This is a genomic window from Enterobacter cloacae complex sp. P43RS, from assembly GCF_014930585.1.
In the GTDB taxonomy this organism is placed as follows: Bacteria; Pseudomonadota; Gammaproteobacteria; order Enterobacterales; family Enterobacteriaceae; genus Enterobacter; species Enterobacter bugandensis.
Genome location: NZ_JADBRJ010000005.1, coordinates 343,410 through 360,938 on the forward strand (window position 1 = coordinate 343,410; position 17,529 = coordinate 360,938).

A 17,529-nucleotide genomic window follows, 5' to 3' on the forward strand; every position below is an offset into this window, starting at 1 on the left:
TCTCATCCCCCCCTTACGGAGAATATAAAAGAAAAAAGCCCGTACTTTCGTACGAGCTCTCATCTTGAATATGGCGGTGAGGGGGGGATTCGAACCCCCGATACGTTGCCGTATACACACTTTCCAGGCGTGCTCCTTCAGCCACTCGGACACCTCACCATATTGTCATCCCGTTGTTGCTGGGACGGGCGCTAATGTAAGGAAAAGCCGAACTGCCGTCAACCCACTTTTTCAGTAATTTAGCGCGTTTAGACAAACTTCAGGCAACATGATTCTTAAATGTGCTGAAAGCGTCTTTTTTATCAACAACACGATCACGCAATAAATTTGCTATGCTGACCGTCCAGTTAAAAAGCAAAATAAATCAGCGCAATAAAAGGCAGGATTGACTATGGATATACTCTTCTATCACCCCACTTTTGATACGGCTTACTGGATTAAGGCACTTTCTGCGGCACTGCCGGGCGCTCGCGTTCGTGAGTGGAAGCGGGGCGATAACGAACATGCTGACTACGCGCTGGTCTGGCATCCGCCGGTAGAAATGCTCCAGGGCCGTAAGCTAAAGGCCGTGTTCGCGCTCGGAGCCGGCGTGGATTCCATTCTGAGCAAGCTGAAAGCACACCCTGAAATGTTGCCGGAAGATATTCCTCTGTTCCGCCTGGAAGATACCGGTATGGGCCAGCAAATGCAGGAATATGCCGTCAGCCAGGTGCTGCACTGGTTCCGCCGCTTTGATGACTATCAGGCGCTTAAGCAGCAATCCCGCTGGGAGCCGCTGCCTGAATATCCGCGCGAAGCGTTTACCGTTGGTATCCTCGGCGCGGGCGTGCTGGGTTCGAAAGTGGCTGAAGCGCTCGCGCCGTGGGGCTTCCCGCTGCGCTGCTGGAGCCGCAGCCGTAAAGACTATCCGGGCGTTGAGAGCTTTGCCGGAACGGATGAGCTTCCGGCCTTCCTGAACGGCACGCGTGTGCTGATTAACCTGCTGCCCAATACGGCGGAAACGGTGGGGATTATCAATGAAGGCCTGCTCAACCAGCTGGACGACCAGAGCTACCTGATGAACCTGGCGCGCGGCGTGCATCTGGTCGAGCCGGATCTGCTGAAGGCGCTGGATAGCGGGAAGCTTAAAGGCGCCATGCTGGATGTCTACAGCCGTGAGCCGCTGCCGGAGGAAAGCCCGCTGTGGCGACACCCGCGCGTGGCAATGACTCCGCACGTTGCCGCCGTGACGCGACCTGCCGAGGCAGTGGCCTATATCTCGCACACGATCGGTGAAATAGAGAAGGGTAACCCGGTCACCGGACAGGTCGACCGACAGCGCGGCTACTGAGAGAAACCCGGCGTTCGCCGGGTTTTTGCTAATATTCGCCGCTGATAACTGCTATCCTTTGGAAAAAACGCAGAGGAGAGAAAGATGTATCCCGTTGACCTGCATATGCACACCGTCGCCAGCACCCACGCGTATAGCAACCTCCATGATTATATTGCCCAGGCGAAGCTTAAGAGCATCAAGCTGTTCGCGATAACCGATCACGGCCCGGATATGGCGGATGCGCCGCACTACTGGCATTTTGTGAATATGCGTATCTGGCCACGTCTGGTGGACGGCATTGGGATACTGCGCGGCATTGAGGCGAACATCAAAAACACCGACGGTGAAATTGACTGTACCGGCCCGATGCTGACCTCCTTAGATCTGATCCTTGCCGGCTTCCATGAGCCGGTTTTCCCGCCGCAGGATAAAGAGACCAATACCGCGGCGATGATTGCCACTATTGCCAGCGGCAATGTGCACATCATCAGCCATCCAGGCAATCCGAAATACCCGATTGATATTCAGGCCGTGGCGCAGGCCGCGGCGAAACACCGCGTGGCGCTGGAGATTAATAACTCCTCGTTCGTGCACTCGCGTAAAGGCAGTGAAGCCAACTGTCGCGAAGTGGCTGCCGCCGTGCGTGATGCGGGTGGCATGGTGGCGCTGGGCTCTGATTCGCACACGGCCTTCACGCTGGGGGATTTTAGCGAGTGCCTGAAAATATTGCAGGATGTGGATTTCCCGGAAGAACGCATCCTGAACGTCACGCCGCGTCGTATGCTTGATTTCCTCGAGTCGCGCGGCATGGCGCCGATTGATGAATTTGCCGATCTTTAATTGAATAACGGAATAAAACAATGAATGAATTTTCCATCCTTTGCCGCGTGCTGGGCTCCCTGTATTACCGCCAGCCGCAGGACCCGCTGCTGGTGCCGCTGTTTACGCTGATTCGCGAAGGTAAACTGGCGCAGAACTGGCCGCTGGAACAGGATGAGTTACTGGAGCGCCTGCAGAAAAGCTGCGATATGCAGCAGATCTCAACGGACTACAATGCTCTGTTCGTGGGCGAAGAGTGCCGCGTGTCGCCGTATCGTTCCGCCTGGCAGGAAGGAGCGACCGAAGCGGAAGTGCGGGCATTCCTTTCAGAACGCGGGATGCCGCTGAGCGATACCCCAGCCGATCATATCGGTACGCTGCTGCTGGCCGCGTCCTGGATCGAAGACAACGCTGGCGACGATGAAAATGAAGCCATCGGGATCCTTTTCGAAACGTATCTGCTGCCGTGGGTGGGGACCTTCCTGGGTAAAGTGGAAGCCCATGCCACCTCTCCGTTCTGGCGAACGCTGGCCCCGCTGACGCGTGACGCGATTGCAGCAATGTGGGACGAGCTGGAAGAAGAGAGCGAGGAGTGATGTAAATCACAAAAATTCTGCAACGATACATTTCAACTTGCACGTAATGTGCTTCTGATCTCATTTCTATGGCGCGCTTCTGCTAAGATGCGCGCCATGAACATATTACTGTGTATTGCAATCACGACGGGTATCCTCTCCGGTATTTGGGGATGGGTAGCGGTGTCTCTCGGTCTGTTAAGCTGGGCTGGCTTCCTGGGCTGCACGGCCTATTTCGCCTGTCCTCAGGGCGGGCTGAAAGGGCTCTTTATCTCAGGCTGCACGCTGATGAGCGGCGTTATCTGGGCGCTGGTCATCATGAAAGGCAGCGCGCTGGCGCCGCATCTGGAGATGCTGGGGTACGTCATGACGGGTGTCGTCGCCTTCCTGATGTGCATCCAGGCGAAGCATCTGCTGCTGTCGTTTGTGCCGGGAACCTTTATGGGGGCCTGCGCAACCTTTGCCGGGCAGGGGGACTGGAAGCTGGTGGTTCCTTCCCTGGCGCTGGGGCTGCTGTTTGGCTACGCCATGAAGAACAGCGGTCTTTGGCTGGCGGCGCGACGGGAAAAAACGCAAAACATCACCGCGGTGAGTGAATAAAAAAAAGGCGAGATAATCATCTCGCCTTTTTTATGCGCTGCCCGTCAGGATTCCGGAGGCACCGACATATCACGGTATTTCACCAGGATCGGGTTCTGCACCTCCGCTTTGTTTTGCAGATCCCACAGCCCGCGATCGATACCATCGTTGATTAAGAAGATCACACCGGTTTCAATGGCTGACATCAGACACATCATGACCGGTTCGTTAGAGGTGTAGCCAATTTCTCCCTCCAGCAGGCGCTGGTAATCAATAAAGCGGAATACCCCAGCCTGAACTTCATAAGACAATATCGTTTTGCTGGTGTTGACCGAAGAGAGCACTTCACCGGTACTGACGTTCACGACGCGCAGGTTAACCGCAATTTGGTCGAGCTGGTACTGGGTATCTGCGCCGATACCGAAGTAGCGCGCGCCCACGCCACCCGATTTCACGTTGCTCTCGTAACCGATAATCGACCCTTCAATCATCACGTTTGCGGCGGCCAGAGACTGCAGAGGCATCCGGTTATTGTCCGCAACGGTGCCATTCTCCTGCGCGGCACGAATGATTTTTCGTTCATTTAACAGGTTCTGAAGCCCCTGGCGTTCCAACGGAATAAACCAGTGCGAATCTTTAAGTGCAGTCACCAGCATGGCGGTGGCGCTTTGCGGCACCGCGGTGGAGAAGTTACTTGCCGGATAAGGCTTAAATTGTCCGGTTTCATCCTGAATGTTGTATACCGAGACAAATATCTTGCCCGTAGGTGAAGGCAAATGGGTTAAATCACGGTAACTTTGGGCCCGCGGCATTAATGTGGGTTTTGCAGCTTCTTTAGGCGGAGCAGTTAAACAACCGCTCAATAAGCACACTGCAACAAATATCAGGAAGCGCTGCATGGTCGTTGTCCTTATTTAGCTATTGTTTAAAAGTCAGTTGAATTATTTTGCAGGCCGGAAACCTCTATGGTGGAAGTTTTTCCGGTTTTACGATCGGTCACATTCAACTGGAGCTGTCCGTCCCTGTTGGCGATGTCGACGATAAAGTCGTTGGTCATCATTCGGCCGGGTTTGCCGGTATTAATGTTGGTCAGCAATCCCCCTAAAATCTGCGACTGGATAGCCTGGGTGAAGTTATCCAGTGCGGAAGGGGTATCAACGGTAAAATCCTGAAAGCTCGGATCTTTATAGGAGTTTTGTGCCTGAGCTTGATTCAGCAGAAAGGCACCGTTGTTGGGGTTACCGCCAAAGTTAGGGTTACGGAACTGGAAGGTCATATTTCCGGCCCAGCTCAGGGGAGCAATAAGCATGATCGAAACAACTGCATATGCAATACGCATGACAGCCTCCGCATATCGGTTCGCTAGAACTCATCTTTTGCTAAATCGCTGGTGCTTAATAGGGCTTTATCTATTTGCAGGCGATTAATAGCGTCTTCAGTTTGAGCCAGTGCTAAGGCTACGTTTTTTTCGAAGTCTGTTTTCGAGGGGAATAAAAACGTTTGATAAATAACGTCCTGATTGGCCGTTATGGTTATCCAGCTTCCCCATCGTGCACTGGGCCGCTCGTTGATTGTTAAATTACCCGTGTAGGGACTGTCCCATTTATCGCTGAAGGCCCGGTAAAAACTGTGCCCGATCGATGAGACAGTGTGGTCAGTTAACAATCCGGGAACTTCGACCTCAACGGCCTGCAGGTTCCCTGCAGCGAGCAGGAGACTCGCTGCGGCGATCCAACTCAACGTGCGCTTCATGTGATTAACGCCTGAGGTTATCGTTTGCCCATGAAACCGCCTGAGTTCGGTTTTTAACAGCTATCTTCTTGAAAAGATTATAAAGGTGCGTCTTTACCGTATTTTCGCTGATAAATAACGAACGGGCGATTTCAATATTTGAAGCACCAATGCGTAATTTGTTCAGGATCTCTTTCTCACGGTGGGTGAGCAGCGCTGATTCCGAACTGTTATAGCGGTAATTTCCGGAGTGCGTGATGAGGTAGCTGGCCAGCTTTTGCGAGAAATAGCATTCGCCGCGCAATATGCCTTGCAGACCATCTACCACCCGAACCTCTTCTTCAGTGACGTAGAACACGCCATTGATATGCGGCCAGCTTTCAATATCTCTGAAAGGATATTCATCAGGCGTATTCAATAATAACACGCGGATATTATTGTTTTTCCTGCTTAAGTTATCTTGCCAGTAATGGATAAGCTTTTTATCGGCTTCCATCATATCAAACAGAATGATGCTGCCAGGCGCAATATCATCAAAAGAACGTTGAATATTATGCAATTTCCCGTTCAGTGATAGAGATTGCTTTAAATGTTGTAATAAAGCTGTCGCTTGCAGAGAAGGTTTTGTGATCAACAGTAATGTATGACCATGTAAACTATGGACTTCATTATACATGATGAAACCCCACTTATTTTTGGCACCTGACAGCCGCCCTCTCTGTAAAGAAGAGGGCACCAGAAGTACTGACAGATGTTGCACTGCTGTGTGTAGAATCAGAACATAACCTCCACAGGGAGGTAAATATAAAACCAATTTCGTACATCTAATTTCAATCTAGCTTTTACGAATTTTAAAGCAAGTGTTAATCATGTAACAAGATGTAAAAATCAATATTAATTTGTGAAAATTGCAGATTTTGAATGTTGCTATTTGATATGAAAGTTGTACATGGAAATAGTAGTGCATAGATTTTAAAAATCATACAAATATAATTAACCAGTTAATATTTATAAGTATTTATTATTTTGTTTAGTTTGTACCCAGGTATGAGTAACTGATACTTTCTAAGTCATGCCGTTCTGGTTTTTCTGGCTTAAGAAAGCTCGCCTTGTGTCACGCCCTGAAGAAAATGTCATCCTGGCGTTACGCTTAAACAACGCGGGAAGGGGCATGGACGGCTCTCTCGCCGTTGTACAACATGTCGCGCATAAATATTTCATAAAAAATAAAAACGGCCTGTGTCATGCTTTTTATGGTGCAAATTACAACTTTGTGGTGACCTGAAAAATAAAAATAAGCCGCGCGGGTGAGATATTTAAAATGTTTCAGCGGACATACTCTTCACCGTAACGACGCGTTAACAAAAACGAGTCGTTTAATACGAAATACGATCAGGGTGTTTTCAGGTAGCCGGGTCCAGGGTGACAACATGAAAAACACATCGTTATTTTTGATGTTTACATTACTGGGTGCGCCTGGATTTGTAACCGCCGCGAATTCAGATTTAGCAAATGCTGAATATAATTTTGCGGTTAATGAATTAAGTTATTCATCATTAAATCAGGCAGCCATTATTGGTCAACAGGGCGTATTTAATGACGCTCAGCTTCGCCAGGAAGGATCGAAACTCTTGTCCGTCATTTCTCAGGATGGGGCAGGCAACAGAGCGAGAGTTGATCAATCAGGGACTTACAATATTGCCTGGATCGATCAGAGCGGTAACGGGAACGATGCAGGTATTACGCAGGATGGATATGGTAATAGTGCGAAAATTATCCAGAAAGGGTCGGGTAATAGAGCAAATATTACGCAGTACGGTACGCAGAAAACCGCAGTTGTAGTGCAGAAACAGTCGCAGATGGCAATTCGCGTTATTCAGCGCTAGCTATTTCGCGACGACGTTAATCAATCCGATGGGGGTTTACCATGAAATTTATCAAAGTGGCAGCACTTGCAGCAATCGTCGTTTCTGGTAGTGCTATGGCTGGTATGATTAATCAGGGCGGATGGGGTCATGGACACGGTCATGGCGGAAACAGTGGTCCAAATTCAACCCTGAATATTTATCAGAACGGTGGCGGTAACTCCGCGCTGGCGTTGCAGACAGATGCCAGAAATTCCGTTCTTAATATTAGCCAGACCGGTGGCGGTAACGGGGCTGATGTCGGTCAGGGTTCTGACGACAGCAAAATCAACCTGACCCAGAACGGCTTTGGCAACAGTGCGACACTCGATCAGTGGAACAGCAAAAAATCCGTTATGAATGTTAGCCAGTACGGCGGCCTTAACGGTGCGCTCGTAGACCAGACGGCGTCTAACTCCACCGTCAACGTTACCCAGATCGGCTTTGGTAACCACGCGACAGCGCATCAGTACTGATACTGAAATCTGTACTACAAAAAAACAGGGCCGATGCCCTGTTTTTTTTCGGGAGTTCCTCATGAATACCTTCATTCTCCTTGCCGCGCTTTCCGGGCAGATAACCTTTCAAACGTCACAGCAGGGAAATATGACGACCATTATTCCGCAGGTCATTTTGACGGAACCGTGTGATTGTCAGGTTCAGATCCTCTCTTTGAAGGAAGGGCAGAGTGGGCAAAGTGCTTCGCGACAGCAAAATACCCTTTTTATTCCCGCTAATCAGCCGATTGATTTAACGCGGTTGAGTTTAACTATTTCTGCGGAAGACACGATCAACATCGTTGTCACCGTCACGGATGGAAAAGCGCTTCATTTATCACAGCAGTGGTCGCCAGCCGGGGGTGCGCTGTAAATATTCATGAAATCAATGCATTGTGAATATTTGCCGTTGAACTAAGCTGTTATCAGGAACTGCGTTGTTAGGTTCCGTAACGTCAGCCTTCGTTTGCATAATGAAGCGCGTTTGCCCCTCATGGACGATTTTCATTGAGGAGTACATATCGTGACCCACTCTTTTGCACATCTTATTTCAGGTCTGGGCCTGCTTGTTTCGGCATTTATCGCTCCAGCTTATTCGGCCACGCTCGCGCAGGGCGGCGTTATTCACTTTCGCGGCGCAATCGTTGCTGACCCTTGCGAAGTTACCCAGCAGCAGCGGCAGCTGGCGGTGTCGTGTCCGGAAAAAAATCGTATGCAAACGCGTATGGTGAGTTACGGCGACGCGCTGAACGGCAAGGCGACGGCTTCCGGCCTGGCGACAGTGAATATGACGTACCTGAATCCTGAAAAAACGCTCGCGGTTGTTCAGATCCAGTACCGTTAATACCCGTGCGCGCCCGTCGGCGGGGGCGGTTTTACGCCTATCGTTTTTCTCAATAACCCCTCTGCGATACACTTATAAAAAAGGCGGGCAGCAGAGGGGCTTTATGAAACCGCAAATTGAAATTATTCATGGCGATATTACGACAGTTCATGTCGACGTCATCGTCAATGCGGCCAATCCTTCCCTGATGGGGGGAGGAGGCGTAGACGGCGCTATTCACCGGGCTGCCGGACCGCAGTTACTGGAAGCCTGTAAAATGGTGCGTCAGCAACAGGGTGAATGCCCACCGGGCCATGCGGTGATTACGCTGGCGGGCAACCTTCCTGCCAAAGCGGTGATTCATGCTGTCGGGCCCGTGTGGCACGGCGGAGACCAGCATGAAGCGAGCCTTCTGGAGGAGGCATACCGAAACTGTCTGCGGCTTGCCGCCGACAACGGCTATAAAACGATGGCGTTCCCGGCCATCAGCACCGGCGTTTATGGATATCCTAAGGCGGCAGCGGCGACCATCGCCGTCGAAACGGTTTACCGCTATTTGTCGCTTAAACCGCTGCCAGAGAAGGTGATTTTTGTCTGCTTCGATGAAGACACCACGCATCTTTATCAGCGGCTTCTGACTCAGCGCAGACAAGAGCTGGAGAGCTGAAGCGAAGGCGGCGCACCGTGAGTGCGCCGCGCTGCTCAGGCGGCTTTCGGCTGAGGTTTTCCTGAAAACAGGAAGCGCAGAAGAGGGATCCGCAGATGGATCTCGTAGAGTACGACGGCAATCCCCACCACAAACACCAGCCCGGTAAAGAAGCCCAGCGTGTTGGATGCGATATGCGGCGTGATGTATGCCCCGAAGAACAGCGTCAACGGGTGGTGCACCAGATAGATAAACAGTGAGGCATTGACGAAGTAGGTCACGCGGCTGGACTTAAAATTCAGCAAACGGTGGCCGAGCGCGAACACCACGTTCACCATCCACAAGCCCAACAGCATGGTGATCACGCTTTCCGTTTCATACATCCAGGCGTCGCCGCTCCCGTAGCGCTGGTTCAGCAGGTAGGCCACGAAGGCAATGGCCGCACCCACTGCGCACCACGGTGACGGGGTGGTAAACAGCGCTTTAAGCCTCGGATGAATAAAGGCCAGCGCGCCAATTAAAAAGAACGGAATGTAGAACAGCGACTGCATCACCACAAAATTGAACAGGCCGTCGCTCAGTATTGGTGGATAGACGATAAACAACGTGCGTCTCACCGCGGCATAAGCGATCCCCAGCAGTAAAAAGAGCACCGACAGTTTGCCCAGCGTGATGTTGGCGAAGAAAGAGTCTGCTGTCGTGCTGAGATGACGGCGCAGGCGGCTGAAAATCACCAGACTGACCGTGGTCAGCACCACCAGAACCAGCAGGAACCAGAGGTGAGACACCAGCTCCCAGACCAGCGTGTTGTACTTTTCATACAGCGAGAGATTAGGCCAGTTCTCCGCCTTGCCTTTAACGTATTGCAGCATAATGAACTGCGGCAGCGTCAGCAGCGGTATGGCGGTTAACATGGGAATACCTACGCGCTCCACGCGTACTTTCCACCAGCGCTTAAGCGGATAGCGTAAAAAAAGCATGTACGAGAAATAGCCGGAGATGACAAAAAACACCTGCATGCGGAAGGCGTGAATAAAGTCATTAAACAGCGTCAGCCACCAGGAGGGCATCTGGCTATTAACATGCCACGTGTGGCTGGAGTAAATCAGTGAAATATGAAAGGGGATCCCCAATAGCATCAGCCATGCCCGGATCGAGTCGAGGAAATATTCCCGTTGTATCGGTGTTGTGCTCATATAACGTTGTGCATTCTCAGACTTTTCGCCTTATCCCTAAGGCTCATAATGGTTACATTCGACGCCAACCCTACACCAAGACCGACACACTGTCTCCAGGATAAGCACGCAAAGTGAATAACGGGTTCTTTCATTTGCTTAATCCATGAGCCAGCAGCTGAACAAAGCAGTGATTATGTTGTCGGATTGCCTGAGTTTCCATTAAAATGGATCGGATCGATATAAGCACACAAAGGGGGAAGTGCTTACTTATTATGAAACATAAACCACAGATGATGAAAATGCGTTGGTTGGGTGTTGCGGTGGTGTTATCACTGTATACCTCATCGGCACTGGCCTTTAACATCGACGATGTCGCAAAACAGGCAAAATCGATGGCAGGCAAGAGCTACGAAGCGCCGAAAAGTAACCTGCCCTCCGTTTTCCGCGACATGAAGTATGCGGACTATCAGCAGATCCAGTTCAACCACGATAAAGCGTACTGGAACAACGTTAAAACCCCGTTCAAGCTTGAATTTTATCATCAGGGTATGTACTTCGACACGCCTGTTGCCATCAATGAAGTGACGGCGACCGCGGTACGTAAGATCAAGTACAGCCCGGATTACTTCAATTTTGGCAATGTGCAGCACGACAAAGATACGGTGAAAGACCTGGGCTTCGCAGGCTTCAAGGTGCTTTACCCGATCAACAGCAAAGATAAAAACGACGAAATCGTTAGCATGCTTGGCGCCAGCTACTTCCGCGTGATTGGCGCGGGGCAGGTGTACGGGCTTTCTGCGCGCGGTCTGGCTATTGATACCGCGCTGCCATCAGGTGAAGAGTTCCCGCGTTTCCGCGAGTTCTGGATTGAGCGTCCAAAACCAACGGACAAACGTCTGACTATTTATGCGCTGCTGGATTCCCCACGCGCAACCGGTGCCTATCGCTTTGTGATTATGCCAGGTCGTGACACGGTCGTTGACGTGCAATCTAAGGTTTACCTGCGTGACAAAGTGGGCAAACTGGGCGTTGCTCCGCTGACCAGTATGTTCCTGTTTGGGCCGAACCAGCCGTCACCGGCAACCAACTTCCGCCCGGAACTGCATGACTCCAACGGTCTGTCTATTCATGCTGGTAACGGTGAGTGGATCTGGCGTCCGCTGAATAACCCGAAACATCTGGCGGTCAGCAGCTTTGCGATGGAAAACCCGCAGGGCTTTGGCCTGCTGCAACGTGGCCGTCAGTTCTCTCGCTTTGAAGATCTCGACGACCGCTATGACCTGCGTCCAAGCGCCTGGGTTACGCCGAAAGGCGACTGGGGTAAAGGCAAGGTAGAGCTGGTTGAAATCCCAACCAACGACGAAACCAACGACAACATCGTCGCATACTGGACGCCGGATCAGCTGCCGGAAGCCGGTAAAGAGATGAACTTCAAGTACACCATTACCTTCAGCCGCGACGAAGATAAGCTGCATGCGCCGGATAACGCGTATGTGACGCAGACTCGCCGCTCTACGGGTGACGTGAAGCAGTCTAACCTGATCCGTCAGCCTGACGGTACGGTAGCGTTTGTTGTGGACTTCACCGGCCAGGATATGAAGAAACTGTCTCCTGATACTGCGGTGTCGGCCCAGGCCAGCATCGGTGACAACGGTGAAATCGTAGAGAACACCGTGCGTTACAACCCGGTAACCAAAGGCTGGCGTCTGACCCTGCGCGTGAAAGTGAAAGATCCGAAACAGACCACTGAAATGCGTGCTGCGCTGGTCAGTGAAGATCAGCCGCTGAGTGAAACCTGGAGCTACCAGCTACCTGCCAATGAATAATACATCTGAATATATTGATGCCATGCCGCTGACGGATATCGAAAAAGCGGCGCTGCCTAAGAGCGACATCCGCGCGGTTCATACCGCGCTGGATGGCGAACATCGTCAGTTTTCCCGTGATGATGATACGCCGCTGGGGTCAGTCAAGGCGCGTCTGGAGCAGGCCTGGCCGGACTCGCTGGCAGAAGGGCAGTTGATTAAAGACGACGAAGGACGCGATCAGCTTCAGGCGATGCCGAAAGCGACGCGTTCCTCAATGTTCCCCGATCCATGGCGCACCAACCCGGTTGGCCGCTTCTGGGATCGCCTGCGCGGGCGTGACGTCACGCCGCGCTATCTGTCGCGCCTGACGAAAGAAGAGCAGGCCTCCGAACAGAAATGGCGTACCGTGGGGACAATTCGCCGTTATATCCTGCTGCTTCTGACGCTGGCGCAGACGGTTGTCGCGACCTGGTATATGAAAACCATTCTGCCTTACCAGGGCTGGGCGTTTATCAACCCGACGGACATGATGGGCCAGGATCTCTGGGTCTCCTTCATGCAGCTGCTACCGTATATCCTGCAGAGCGGCATTCTCCTGCTGTTCGCGGTCCTCTTCTGCTGGGTCTCGGCCGGTTTCTGGACCGCGCTGATGGGCTTCCTGCAGCTGCTGATGGGACGGGACAAGTACAGCATTTCGGCGTCAACGGTCGGGGATGAACCCCTCAATCCCGAGCACCGTACCGCACTGATTATGCCTATCTGTAACGAAGACGTTGACCGCGTATTTGCGGGGCTGCGTGCAACCTGGGAGTCCGTAAAGGCAACCGGTAATGCGGCGCATTTTGACGTTTACATCCTGAGTGACAGTTACAACCCGGATATCTGCGTTGCAGAACAAAAAGCCTGGATGGAGCTGATTGCAGAAGTGCAGGGCGAAGGACAGATCTTCTACCGCCGCCGCCGCCGTCGCGTGAAGCGTAAAAGCGGCAACATCGATGACTTCTGCCGCCGCTGGGGTAACCAGTACAGCTACATGGTCGTGCTGGATGCTGACTCCGTCATGAGCGGTGACTGCCTGAGCGGTCTGGTGCGTCTGATGGAAGCCAACCCGAACGCGGGGATCATTCAGTCTTCGCCAAAAGCATCCGGCATGGACACCCTGTACGCGCGCTGCCAGCAGTTCGCCACCCGTGTTTACGGCCCGCTGTTTACCGCCGGTCTGCACTTCTGGCAGTTGGGTGAGTCGCACTACTGGGGCCACAACGCCATTATCCGCGTGAAGCCGTTCATCGAACACTGTGCGCTGGCGCCGCTGCCGGGCGAGGGTTCGTTTGCCGGTTCGATTCTGTCGCATGACTTCGTGGAAGCGGCGCTGATGCGTCGTGCGGGCTGGGGCGTCTGGATTGCCTACGACCTGCCGGGATCGTACGAAGAGCTGCCGCCGAACCTGCTGGACGAGCTCAAGCGCGACCGCCGCTGGTGTCACGGTAACCTGATGAACTTCCGCCTGTTCCTCGTAAAAGGGATGCACCCGGTTCACCGTGCGGTGTTCCTGACGGGCGTAATGTCTTATCTTTCCGCACCGCTGTGGTTTATGTTCCTCGCGCTCTCCACTGCGCTGCAGGTCGTCCATGCCCTGACGGAGCCGCAATACTTCCTGCAACCGCGCCAGCTGTTCCCGGTGTGGCCGCAGTGGCGTCCGGAGCTGGCGATTGCGCTGTTTGCTTCCACCATGGTGCTACTGTTCCTGCCTAAGCTGCTCAGTATCATCCTGATCTGGTGCAAAGGCTCGAAAGAGTACGGCGGATTCTTCCGCGTCACCCTTTCGCTGCTGCTGGAAGTGCTGTTCTCCGTGCTGCTTGCGCCGGTGCGTATGCTGTTCCACACCGTGTTTGTGGTCAGCGCGTTCCTGGGCTGGGAAGTGGTCTGGAACTCACCGCAGCGTGATGACGACTCCACGCCGTGGAGTGAAGCCTTCATGCGTCACGGGTCTCAGCTGCTGCTGGGCCTGGTGTGGGCGGCCGGGATGGCCTGGCTGGATCTGCGCTTCCTGTTCTGGCTGGCGCCGATTGTCTTCTCGCTGATCCTGTCGCCGTTTGTGTCCGTGATCTCCAGCCGTTCAACGGTAGGGCTGCGTACCAAACGCTGGAAACTGTTCCTGATCCCGGAAGAGTATTCCCCGCCGCAGGTGCTGGTGGATACCGATACCTATCTGGAGCAGAACCGCAACCGCACGCTGGACGATGGTTTTATGCACGCCGTGTTTAATCCGTCATTCAACGCTCTGGCGACGGCAATGGCCACCGCGCGCCACCGCGCAAGCCAGGTGCTGGAGATTGCCCGCGATCGTCACGTTGAGCAGGCGCTTAACGAGACTCCGGAAAAACTCAATCGCGACCGTCGTCTGGTGCTGCTGAGCGATCCGGTCACGATGGCAAGACTTCACTATCGCGTATGGTCCGCTCCGGAGAAGTACTCTTCGTGGGTGAACTACTACAAAGAGCTGAAGCTGAACCCGCTGGCGCTGAAGGCGAAGTAAGCGGTTAAGCAAGGCGGGTAAGCAAAGCGCCACCCGTCAGATAAAATACCGGCTGTGAGGCCGGTATTTTTTTAGAGGTTACTGATGAAAATAATCATCGTCGTCATGATGGCATGCCTGCTGAGCGGCTGCGGCAGCATCATCAGCCGCACTATTCCAGGTCAGGGCCATGGCAACCAGTACTACCCGGGCGTAAAATGGGATGTCCGTGATTCCGCATGGCGTTACCTGACGGTGCTCGATCTGCCGTTCTCGCTGATTTTCGACACGCTGTTGCTGCCCATCGATGCCAGCCACGGCCCGTACGAGTAGCGTAAATTAACGCTCGTCCCATTCATCGGCTGCGGTTTGACCTTCTTCCGTATCCAGCGGTGGCTCGAGCTGAAATTCGCCCTCATCCCACTCGTGCAGCGTATTCTCCTCCAGCCATTCCTGGCGTAACTCGATTTCATCATAGTCGCCATCAAACACGGCCTGCGCACCTGCACCGCTCAGGACCGGCAAACATTCTCCTTCTTCGCCTTCATCGGCAAAGAATTCGGCCTGCCACATAATATCCCCATCCTGCAGAACATATTTTTGGATATTAAGTTGTTGCACGTCAGCATCTTCTTCCTCAACGCCGGGATTATCGGCAAGGAACTCTTCACGAGCGGCATCAATAGCTTCTTCCAGCGTGGCGTACATGGTCATTGGTGTCTCCCTGTTTTCCAGAAGGTTTCAGGGAAAGAATAGCTGAATATCAGATTCTGCAAGTATGAATGCGAAAATAAGCCGTCAGGCGTTCTTCTTATTCCGTCACCGGCCGTAACGCGCGGGATAAACTGAACCACGAGTAAATCGCGTTGAACAGCACCACGCCTGCCGTCACGATAAAGACGGCGCGAAAACCGAAGCTGGCGGAAATACCCGCCCCGAGAAGCGGCCCGGTGACGTTACCGATATCGCGAAACGACTGGTTATAGCTAAAGATACGCCCGGCAATCTGGTTCGTGGAGTTGTAGACCAGCAGAGTCTGTACGGCGGGCAGCAACGCCCCGTCGGCGGCGCCCAGCAAAAAGCGAAGCACACCCAGCTGCCACGGAGAGTGCACCATCGACATGGGGATAAGCAGCAGAACGGAAATGATCAGTGCGCAGATCAGGATCTTTTCCGGGCCGACCCGGTCACCCAATTTCCCCAGTCTCGGTGCGCTAACCAGCGCCGCTACGCCGGGCACAGAGGCAATCAGTCCGCTGATAAACGCAATATTGCTGACGTTACCCGCCAGGTCGCGAACGTATAGGGTGAGAATAGGAGCGATCGATCCGGTTGCCACCTGAATGATCAATGTCGTTACGAACAGACTCAGCACCAGTCTGGGATTTTTAAGCGAGGTCAGCACGTCTCTGGCGTGAAGCATCTCTTTTTTGGCGACGGGCGTAAATTTTTCACGGATGCAGACCAGGGTGACGATAAAGCACAGGAACAACACGCTGGCGGTGATGAAAAAGACCGGGCGCAGGCCGTAGTTATCCGCCAGTAATCCCCCCGCCAGCGGCCCAAGCAGGGCGCCGCTCACGCCACCGGTTGAGAGCGTGCCAAGCGCCCAGCCGCTCTTATGGCGAGGAATTTGCGTGGCGATCAGGGCGTTCGCGTTGGGAATAAATCCGCCCAATAAGCCCAGCAATGCGCGCAATATCAGGAACTGCCAGACGTTCTGCGCCACGCCCATCAGCGCCATGATTATCGCCATCCCCAGCGCTGAACGCAGCAGCATGATTTTACGTCCCTTGCGGTCGGCAAGGCCGCCCCAGAAGGGCGAGGCGATGGCGGAAAAGAGAAACGTGATGCTGAATACCAGGCCAGACCACATGTTGAGTGCGCTATGGCCCGTCACGCCCAGCTGTTCGACGTAGAGCGGCAGGAAAGGCATGACTAGGCTAAACGCCGCGCCGGTAAGAAAACAGCCAAGCCACGCAACCGTGAGGTTACGCTTCCAGTTTATGGGGGCATCTGAGGGTGTCATAACAATCCGCATAGTGAGGTGCAGAGCACCTGAGGCATGAAGTAATAAGCCTGCTAATTATGCGCCTGGGTTATGATTGCCGCAATGAGGGGGAGCTTTTAAAGCTAAAATAGCATGCGGCCCTGAGGGCCGCATGAGGATCAATAGCGGGAAGGCGTGGCTTCTGGTCGCGTTTTAAAGCGTCGATGCAGCCACATGTACTGCTCGGGTGCCAGCATGATGCACTTCTCCACAACGCCGTTCATCCAGCGCGCGGTGGTTTCCGCATCTTCCAGCGGCGGCGCGAGTTCCGGCTCAAGCATCATCAGCTCGTAGCCTGAGCCATCCGGCATACGGCGGGGAACAAAGGGAACGATGGCGGCTTTGGACATCCGCGCCAGCATCCAGGTGCCGGTCGTGGTGGCGGCCTCATCAACGGCGAAGAAGGGGACAAAGACGCTGGCCTGGGGGCCATAGTCGTGATCGGGGGCATACCAGACCACTTCACCGGACTTCAGCGCGCGGATCATGCCCTTCAGATCCTTACGGTCGATCATGCTTTTGTTGGAGCGCATGCGGCCGTTGGTCTGGATGAGATCGATAACCGGGTTGTCGTTAGGACGGTAAACCCCGATGCCGGGCGCCTGCATGCCAAACATACGCGCCCCGATTTCGAGCGTCAGGAAATGGACGCCGATCAGCAACACGCCGGTCTGATTGGCCTGAAGCGTATGCACCGGCTCCATGCCGGTGCCTGTAACCTTGCTCCAGCGGGCCATACGTTTGTCCGACCAGAACCACGCCATGCCGGTCTCCATGAGACCCATGCCGACGGATTCGAAATTCTTCGAGACCATATCATGGCGCTCTGCCTCGCTCATCTGCGGAAAGCACAGCTCAAGGTTACGATACGCGATGCGGGCGCGGCGCTTCATAAGCGTTTGCGCGAGTCGGCCTAATGATGTACCTAACCGGAAGATAACAGGGTAGGGAAGCTGTACCAGTAGCCATAAAAAGCCAATGCCAAGCCAGGTCATCCAATAGCGGGGGTGCAAAAGGGCGACGGTAAATTTTGGTAACTGGGTCATGTCTTTCCTGTGTTCAAACGTCCTGTTTCGCTATTGTCGCATT

20 protein-coding genes and 1 tRNA gene are annotated in these 17,529 nt (G+C 53.4%); 12 read left to right on the forward strand and 9 right to left on the reverse strand.

The window, feature by feature from the left end:
• Positions 1 to 71: 71 nt before the first annotated feature.
• Positions 72 to 159 (reverse strand) — tRNA-Ser (locus tag IM294_RS13065).
• 232 nt (positions 160 to 391) lie between these two features.
• On the opposite strand from IM294_RS13065, the gene ghrA reads away from it, so the two are divergent.
• The 4 genes from ghrA to IM294_RS13085 all read left to right on the forward strand — a co-directional run bounded on the left by ghrA (position 392) and on the right by IM294_RS13085 (position 3,306).
• Positions 392 to 1,330 (forward strand): glyoxylate/hydroxypyruvate reductase GhrA, encoded by a 939-nt coding sequence (gene ghrA, locus IM294_RS13070; protein ID WP_028012670.1) that lies wholly within the window; start codon positions 392 to 394, stop codon positions 1,328 to 1,330.
• Between the two features lie 84 nt (positions 1,331 to 1,414).
• Positions 1,415 to 2,152: a phosphatase gene (locus tag IM294_RS13075; protein ID WP_126817593.1), complete on the forward strand. Its 738-nt coding sequence runs from the start codon at positions 1,415 to 1,417 to the stop codon at positions 2,150 to 2,152.
• A 20-nt stretch (positions 2,153 to 2,172) separates the two neighbouring features.
• Positions 2,173 to 2,727, forward strand: a complete 555-nt coding sequence (locus IM294_RS13080) for a molecular chaperone (protein WP_028012672.1) — start codon at positions 2,173 to 2,175, stop codon at positions 2,725 to 2,727.
• 96 nt (positions 2,728 to 2,823) lie between these two features.
• Positions 2,824 to 3,306, forward strand: coding sequence for a DUF1097 domain-containing protein (locus IM294_RS13085; protein WP_072201771.1), 483 nt, complete (start codon positions 2,824 to 2,826; stop codon positions 3,304 to 3,306).
• Positions 3,307 to 3,350: 44 nt separating this feature from the next.
• Here IM294_RS13085 and csgG read toward each other — a convergent pair whose 3' ends face one another.
• From csgG to csgD, 4 genes are read right to left on the reverse strand one after another with little or no spacing between them, the layout of a single operon-like run.
• Positions 3,351 to 4,184: a curli production assembly/transport protein CsgG gene (gene csgG / locus IM294_RS13090; protein WP_047368272.1), complete on the reverse strand. Its 834-nt coding sequence runs from the start codon at positions 4,182 to 4,184 to the stop codon at positions 3,351 to 3,353.
• 26 nt (positions 4,185 to 4,210) lie between these two features.
• On the reverse strand, positions 4,211 to 4,624 hold the full coding sequence (csgF, locus tag IM294_RS13095; RefSeq protein WP_028012675.1) for a curli production assembly/transport protein CsgF: 414 nt from the start codon (positions 4,622 to 4,624) through the stop codon (positions 4,211 to 4,213).
• Positions 4,625 to 4,647: 23 nt separating this feature from the next.
• The gene (gene csgE / locus IM294_RS13100; RefSeq protein ID WP_028012676.1) at positions 4,648 to 5,037 is read right to left on the reverse strand and encodes a curli production assembly/transport protein CsgE; all 390 of its coding nucleotides are present in this window, start codon (positions 5,035 to 5,037) and stop codon (positions 4,648 to 4,650) included.
• A 4-nt stretch (positions 5,038 to 5,041) separates the two neighbouring features.
• Positions 5,042 to 5,692 (reverse strand): biofilm master transcriptional regulator CsgD, encoded by a 651-nt coding sequence (csgD, locus tag IM294_RS13105; protein WP_028012677.1) that lies wholly within the window; start codon positions 5,690 to 5,692, stop codon positions 5,042 to 5,044.
• Positions 5,693 to 6,446: 754 nt separating this feature from the next.
• On the opposite strand from csgD, the gene csgB reads away from it, so the two are divergent.
• The 5 genes from csgB to ymdB all read left to right on the forward strand — a co-directional run bounded on the left by csgB (position 6,447) and on the right by ymdB (position 8,907).
• Complete coding sequence (csgB, locus tag IM294_RS13110) at positions 6,447 to 6,902, forward strand: curli minor subunit CsgB (RefSeq protein WP_028012679.1); 456 nt, start codon at positions 6,447 to 6,449, stop codon at positions 6,900 to 6,902.
• A 41-nt stretch (positions 6,903 to 6,943) separates the two neighbouring features.
• Positions 6,944 to 7,396: a curli major subunit CsgA gene (gene csgA, locus IM294_RS13115; protein WP_047368274.1), complete on the forward strand. Its 453-nt coding sequence runs from the start codon at positions 6,944 to 6,946 to the stop codon at positions 7,394 to 7,396.
• Positions 7,397 to 7,457: 61 nt separating this feature from the next.
• Positions 7,458 to 7,790 (forward strand): curli assembly chaperone CsgC, encoded by a 333-nt coding sequence (gene csgC, locus IM294_RS13120; RefSeq protein WP_041910536.1) that lies wholly within the window; start codon positions 7,458 to 7,460, stop codon positions 7,788 to 7,790.
• A gap of 150 nt (positions 7,791 to 7,940) precedes the next feature.
• A complete protein-coding gene (locus IM294_RS13125) occupies positions 7,941 to 8,261 on the forward strand; it encodes a type 1 fimbrial protein (RefSeq protein WP_045261657.1) in 321 nt (106 codons plus the stop codon).
• A gap of 103 nt (positions 8,262 to 8,364) precedes the next feature.
• A complete protein-coding gene (gene ymdB / locus IM294_RS13130; protein WP_063153822.1) occupies positions 8,365 to 8,907 on the forward strand; it encodes an O-acetyl-ADP-ribose deacetylase in 543 nt (180 codons plus the stop codon).
• Between the two features lie 35 nt (positions 8,908 to 8,942).
• Here the strand turns inward: ymdB and mdoC are convergent, their stop codons facing one another.
• Positions 8,943 to 10,082 carry a glucans biosynthesis protein MdoC gene (mdoC, locus tag IM294_RS13135; protein WP_126817591.1) on the reverse strand — a complete coding sequence of 380 codons (1,140 nt, stop codon included), beginning with the start codon at positions 10,080 to 10,082 and terminating at the stop codon, positions 8,943 to 8,945.
• A 254-nt stretch (positions 10,083 to 10,336) separates the two neighbouring features.
• Here mdoC and mdoG point away from each other — a divergent pair, with 254 nt between their 5' ends.
• From mdoG to IM294_RS13150, 3 genes are all read left to right on the forward strand, one after another.
• The gene (gene mdoG / locus IM294_RS13140; RefSeq protein WP_028012685.1) at positions 10,337 to 11,890 is read left to right on the forward strand and encodes a glucans biosynthesis protein MdoG; all 1,554 of its coding nucleotides are present in this window, start codon (positions 10,337 to 10,339) and stop codon (positions 11,888 to 11,890) included.
• A complete protein-coding gene (gene mdoH / locus IM294_RS13145; protein ID WP_041910533.1) occupies positions 11,883 to 14,411 on the forward strand; it encodes a glucans biosynthesis glucosyltransferase MdoH in 2,529 nt (842 codons plus the stop codon). Before mdoG ends, mdoH begins: the two co-directional genes overlap by 8 nt.
• Positions 14,412 to 14,495: 84 nt before the next feature.
• Positions 14,496 to 14,723, forward strand: coding sequence for a YceK/YidQ family lipoprotein (locus IM294_RS13150; protein ID WP_013097162.1), 228 nt, complete (start codon positions 14,496 to 14,498; stop codon positions 14,721 to 14,723).
• A 6-nt stretch (positions 14,724 to 14,729) separates the two neighbouring features.
• Here IM294_RS13150 and IM294_RS13155 read toward each other — a convergent pair whose 3' ends face one another.
• The 3 genes from IM294_RS13155 to IM294_RS13165 form a co-directional block, all read right to left on the reverse strand.
• Positions 14,730 to 15,104 carry a MysB family protein gene (locus IM294_RS13155; RefSeq protein WP_028012687.1) on the reverse strand — a complete coding sequence of 125 codons (375 nt, stop codon included), beginning with the start codon at positions 15,102 to 15,104 and terminating at the stop codon, positions 14,730 to 14,732.
• 97 nt (positions 15,105 to 15,201) lie between these two features.
• Positions 15,202 to 16,419: a multidrug efflux MFS transporter MdtG gene (gene mdtG / locus IM294_RS13160; RefSeq protein ID WP_045630082.1), complete on the reverse strand. Its 1,218-nt coding sequence runs from the start codon at positions 16,417 to 16,419 to the stop codon at positions 15,202 to 15,204.
• A 140-nt stretch (positions 16,420 to 16,559) separates the two neighbouring features.
• Entirely contained in the window at positions 16,560 to 17,486 is a 927-nt protein-coding gene (locus IM294_RS13165) for a Kdo(2)-lipid IV(A) acyltransferase (RefSeq protein WP_193360354.1), read from the reverse strand.
• Between the last annotated feature and the right edge of the window lie 43 nt (positions 17,487 to 17,529).

Excerpts from the sequence above, each read along its gene's own strand:
- csgD (WP_028012677.1), bottom strand. The coding sequence starts at position 5,692 with ATGTATAATGAAGTCCATAGTTTACATGGTCATACATTACTGTTGATC.
- mdtG (WP_045630082.1), bottom strand. The coding sequence starts at position 16,419 with ATGACACCCTCAGATGCCCCCATAAACTGGAAGCGTAACCTCACGGTT.
- IM294_RS13080 (WP_028012672.1), top strand. The coding sequence starts at position 2,173 with ATGAATGAATTTTCCATCCTTTGCCGCGTGCTGGGCTCCCTGTATTAC.
- csgF (WP_028012675.1), bottom strand. The coding sequence starts at position 4,624 with ATGCGTATTGCATATGCAGTTGTTTCGATCATGCTTATTGCTCCCCTG.
- csgG (WP_047368272.1), bottom strand. The coding sequence starts at position 4,184 with ATGCAGCGCTTCCTGATATTTGTTGCAGTGTGCTTATTGAGCGGTTGT.
- IM294_RS13155 (WP_028012687.1), bottom strand. The coding sequence starts at position 15,104 with ATGACCATGTACGCCACGCTGGAAGAAGCTATTGATGCCGCTCGTGAA.
- mdoH (WP_041910533.1), top strand. The coding sequence starts at position 11,883 with ATGAATAATACATCTGAATATATTGATGCCATGCCGCTGACGGATATC.
- IM294_RS13165 (WP_193360354.1), bottom strand. The coding sequence starts at position 17,486 with ATGACCCAGTTACCAAAATTTACCGTCGCCCTTTTGCACCCCCGCTAT.
- csgB (WP_028012679.1), top strand. The coding sequence starts at position 6,447 with ATGAAAAACACATCGTTATTTTTGATGTTTACATTACTGGGTGCGCCT.
- ymdB (WP_063153822.1), top strand. The coding sequence starts at position 8,365 with ATGAAACCGCAAATTGAAATTATTCATGGCGATATTACGACAGTTCAT.
- csgC (WP_041910536.1), top strand. The coding sequence starts at position 7,458 with ATGAATACCTTCATTCTCCTTGCCGCGCTTTCCGGGCAGATAACCTTT.
- mdoC (WP_126817591.1), bottom strand. The coding sequence starts at position 10,082 with ATGAGCACAACACCGATACAACGGGAATATTTCCTCGACTCGATCCGG.
- IM294_RS13075 (WP_126817593.1), top strand. The coding sequence starts at position 1,415 with ATGTATCCCGTTGACCTGCATATGCACACCGTCGCCAGCACCCACGCG.
- csgA (WP_047368274.1), top strand. The coding sequence starts at position 6,944 with ATGAAATTTATCAAAGTGGCAGCACTTGCAGCAATCGTCGTTTCTGGT.
- IM294_RS13150 (WP_013097162.1), top strand. The coding sequence starts at position 14,496 with ATGAAAATAATCATCGTCGTCATGATGGCATGCCTGCTGAGCGGCTGC.
- csgE (WP_028012676.1), bottom strand. The coding sequence starts at position 5,037 with ATGAAGCGCACGTTGAGTTGGATCGCCGCAGCGAGTCTCCTGCTCGCT.
- IM294_RS13085 (WP_072201771.1), top strand. The coding sequence starts at position 2,824 with ATGAACATATTACTGTGTATTGCAATCACGACGGGTATCCTCTCCGGT.
- mdoG (WP_028012685.1), top strand. The coding sequence starts at position 10,337 with ATGAAACATAAACCACAGATGATGAAAATGCGTTGGTTGGGTGTTGCG.
- ghrA (WP_028012670.1), top strand. The coding sequence starts at position 392 with ATGGATATACTCTTCTATCACCCCACTTTTGATACGGCTTACTGGATT.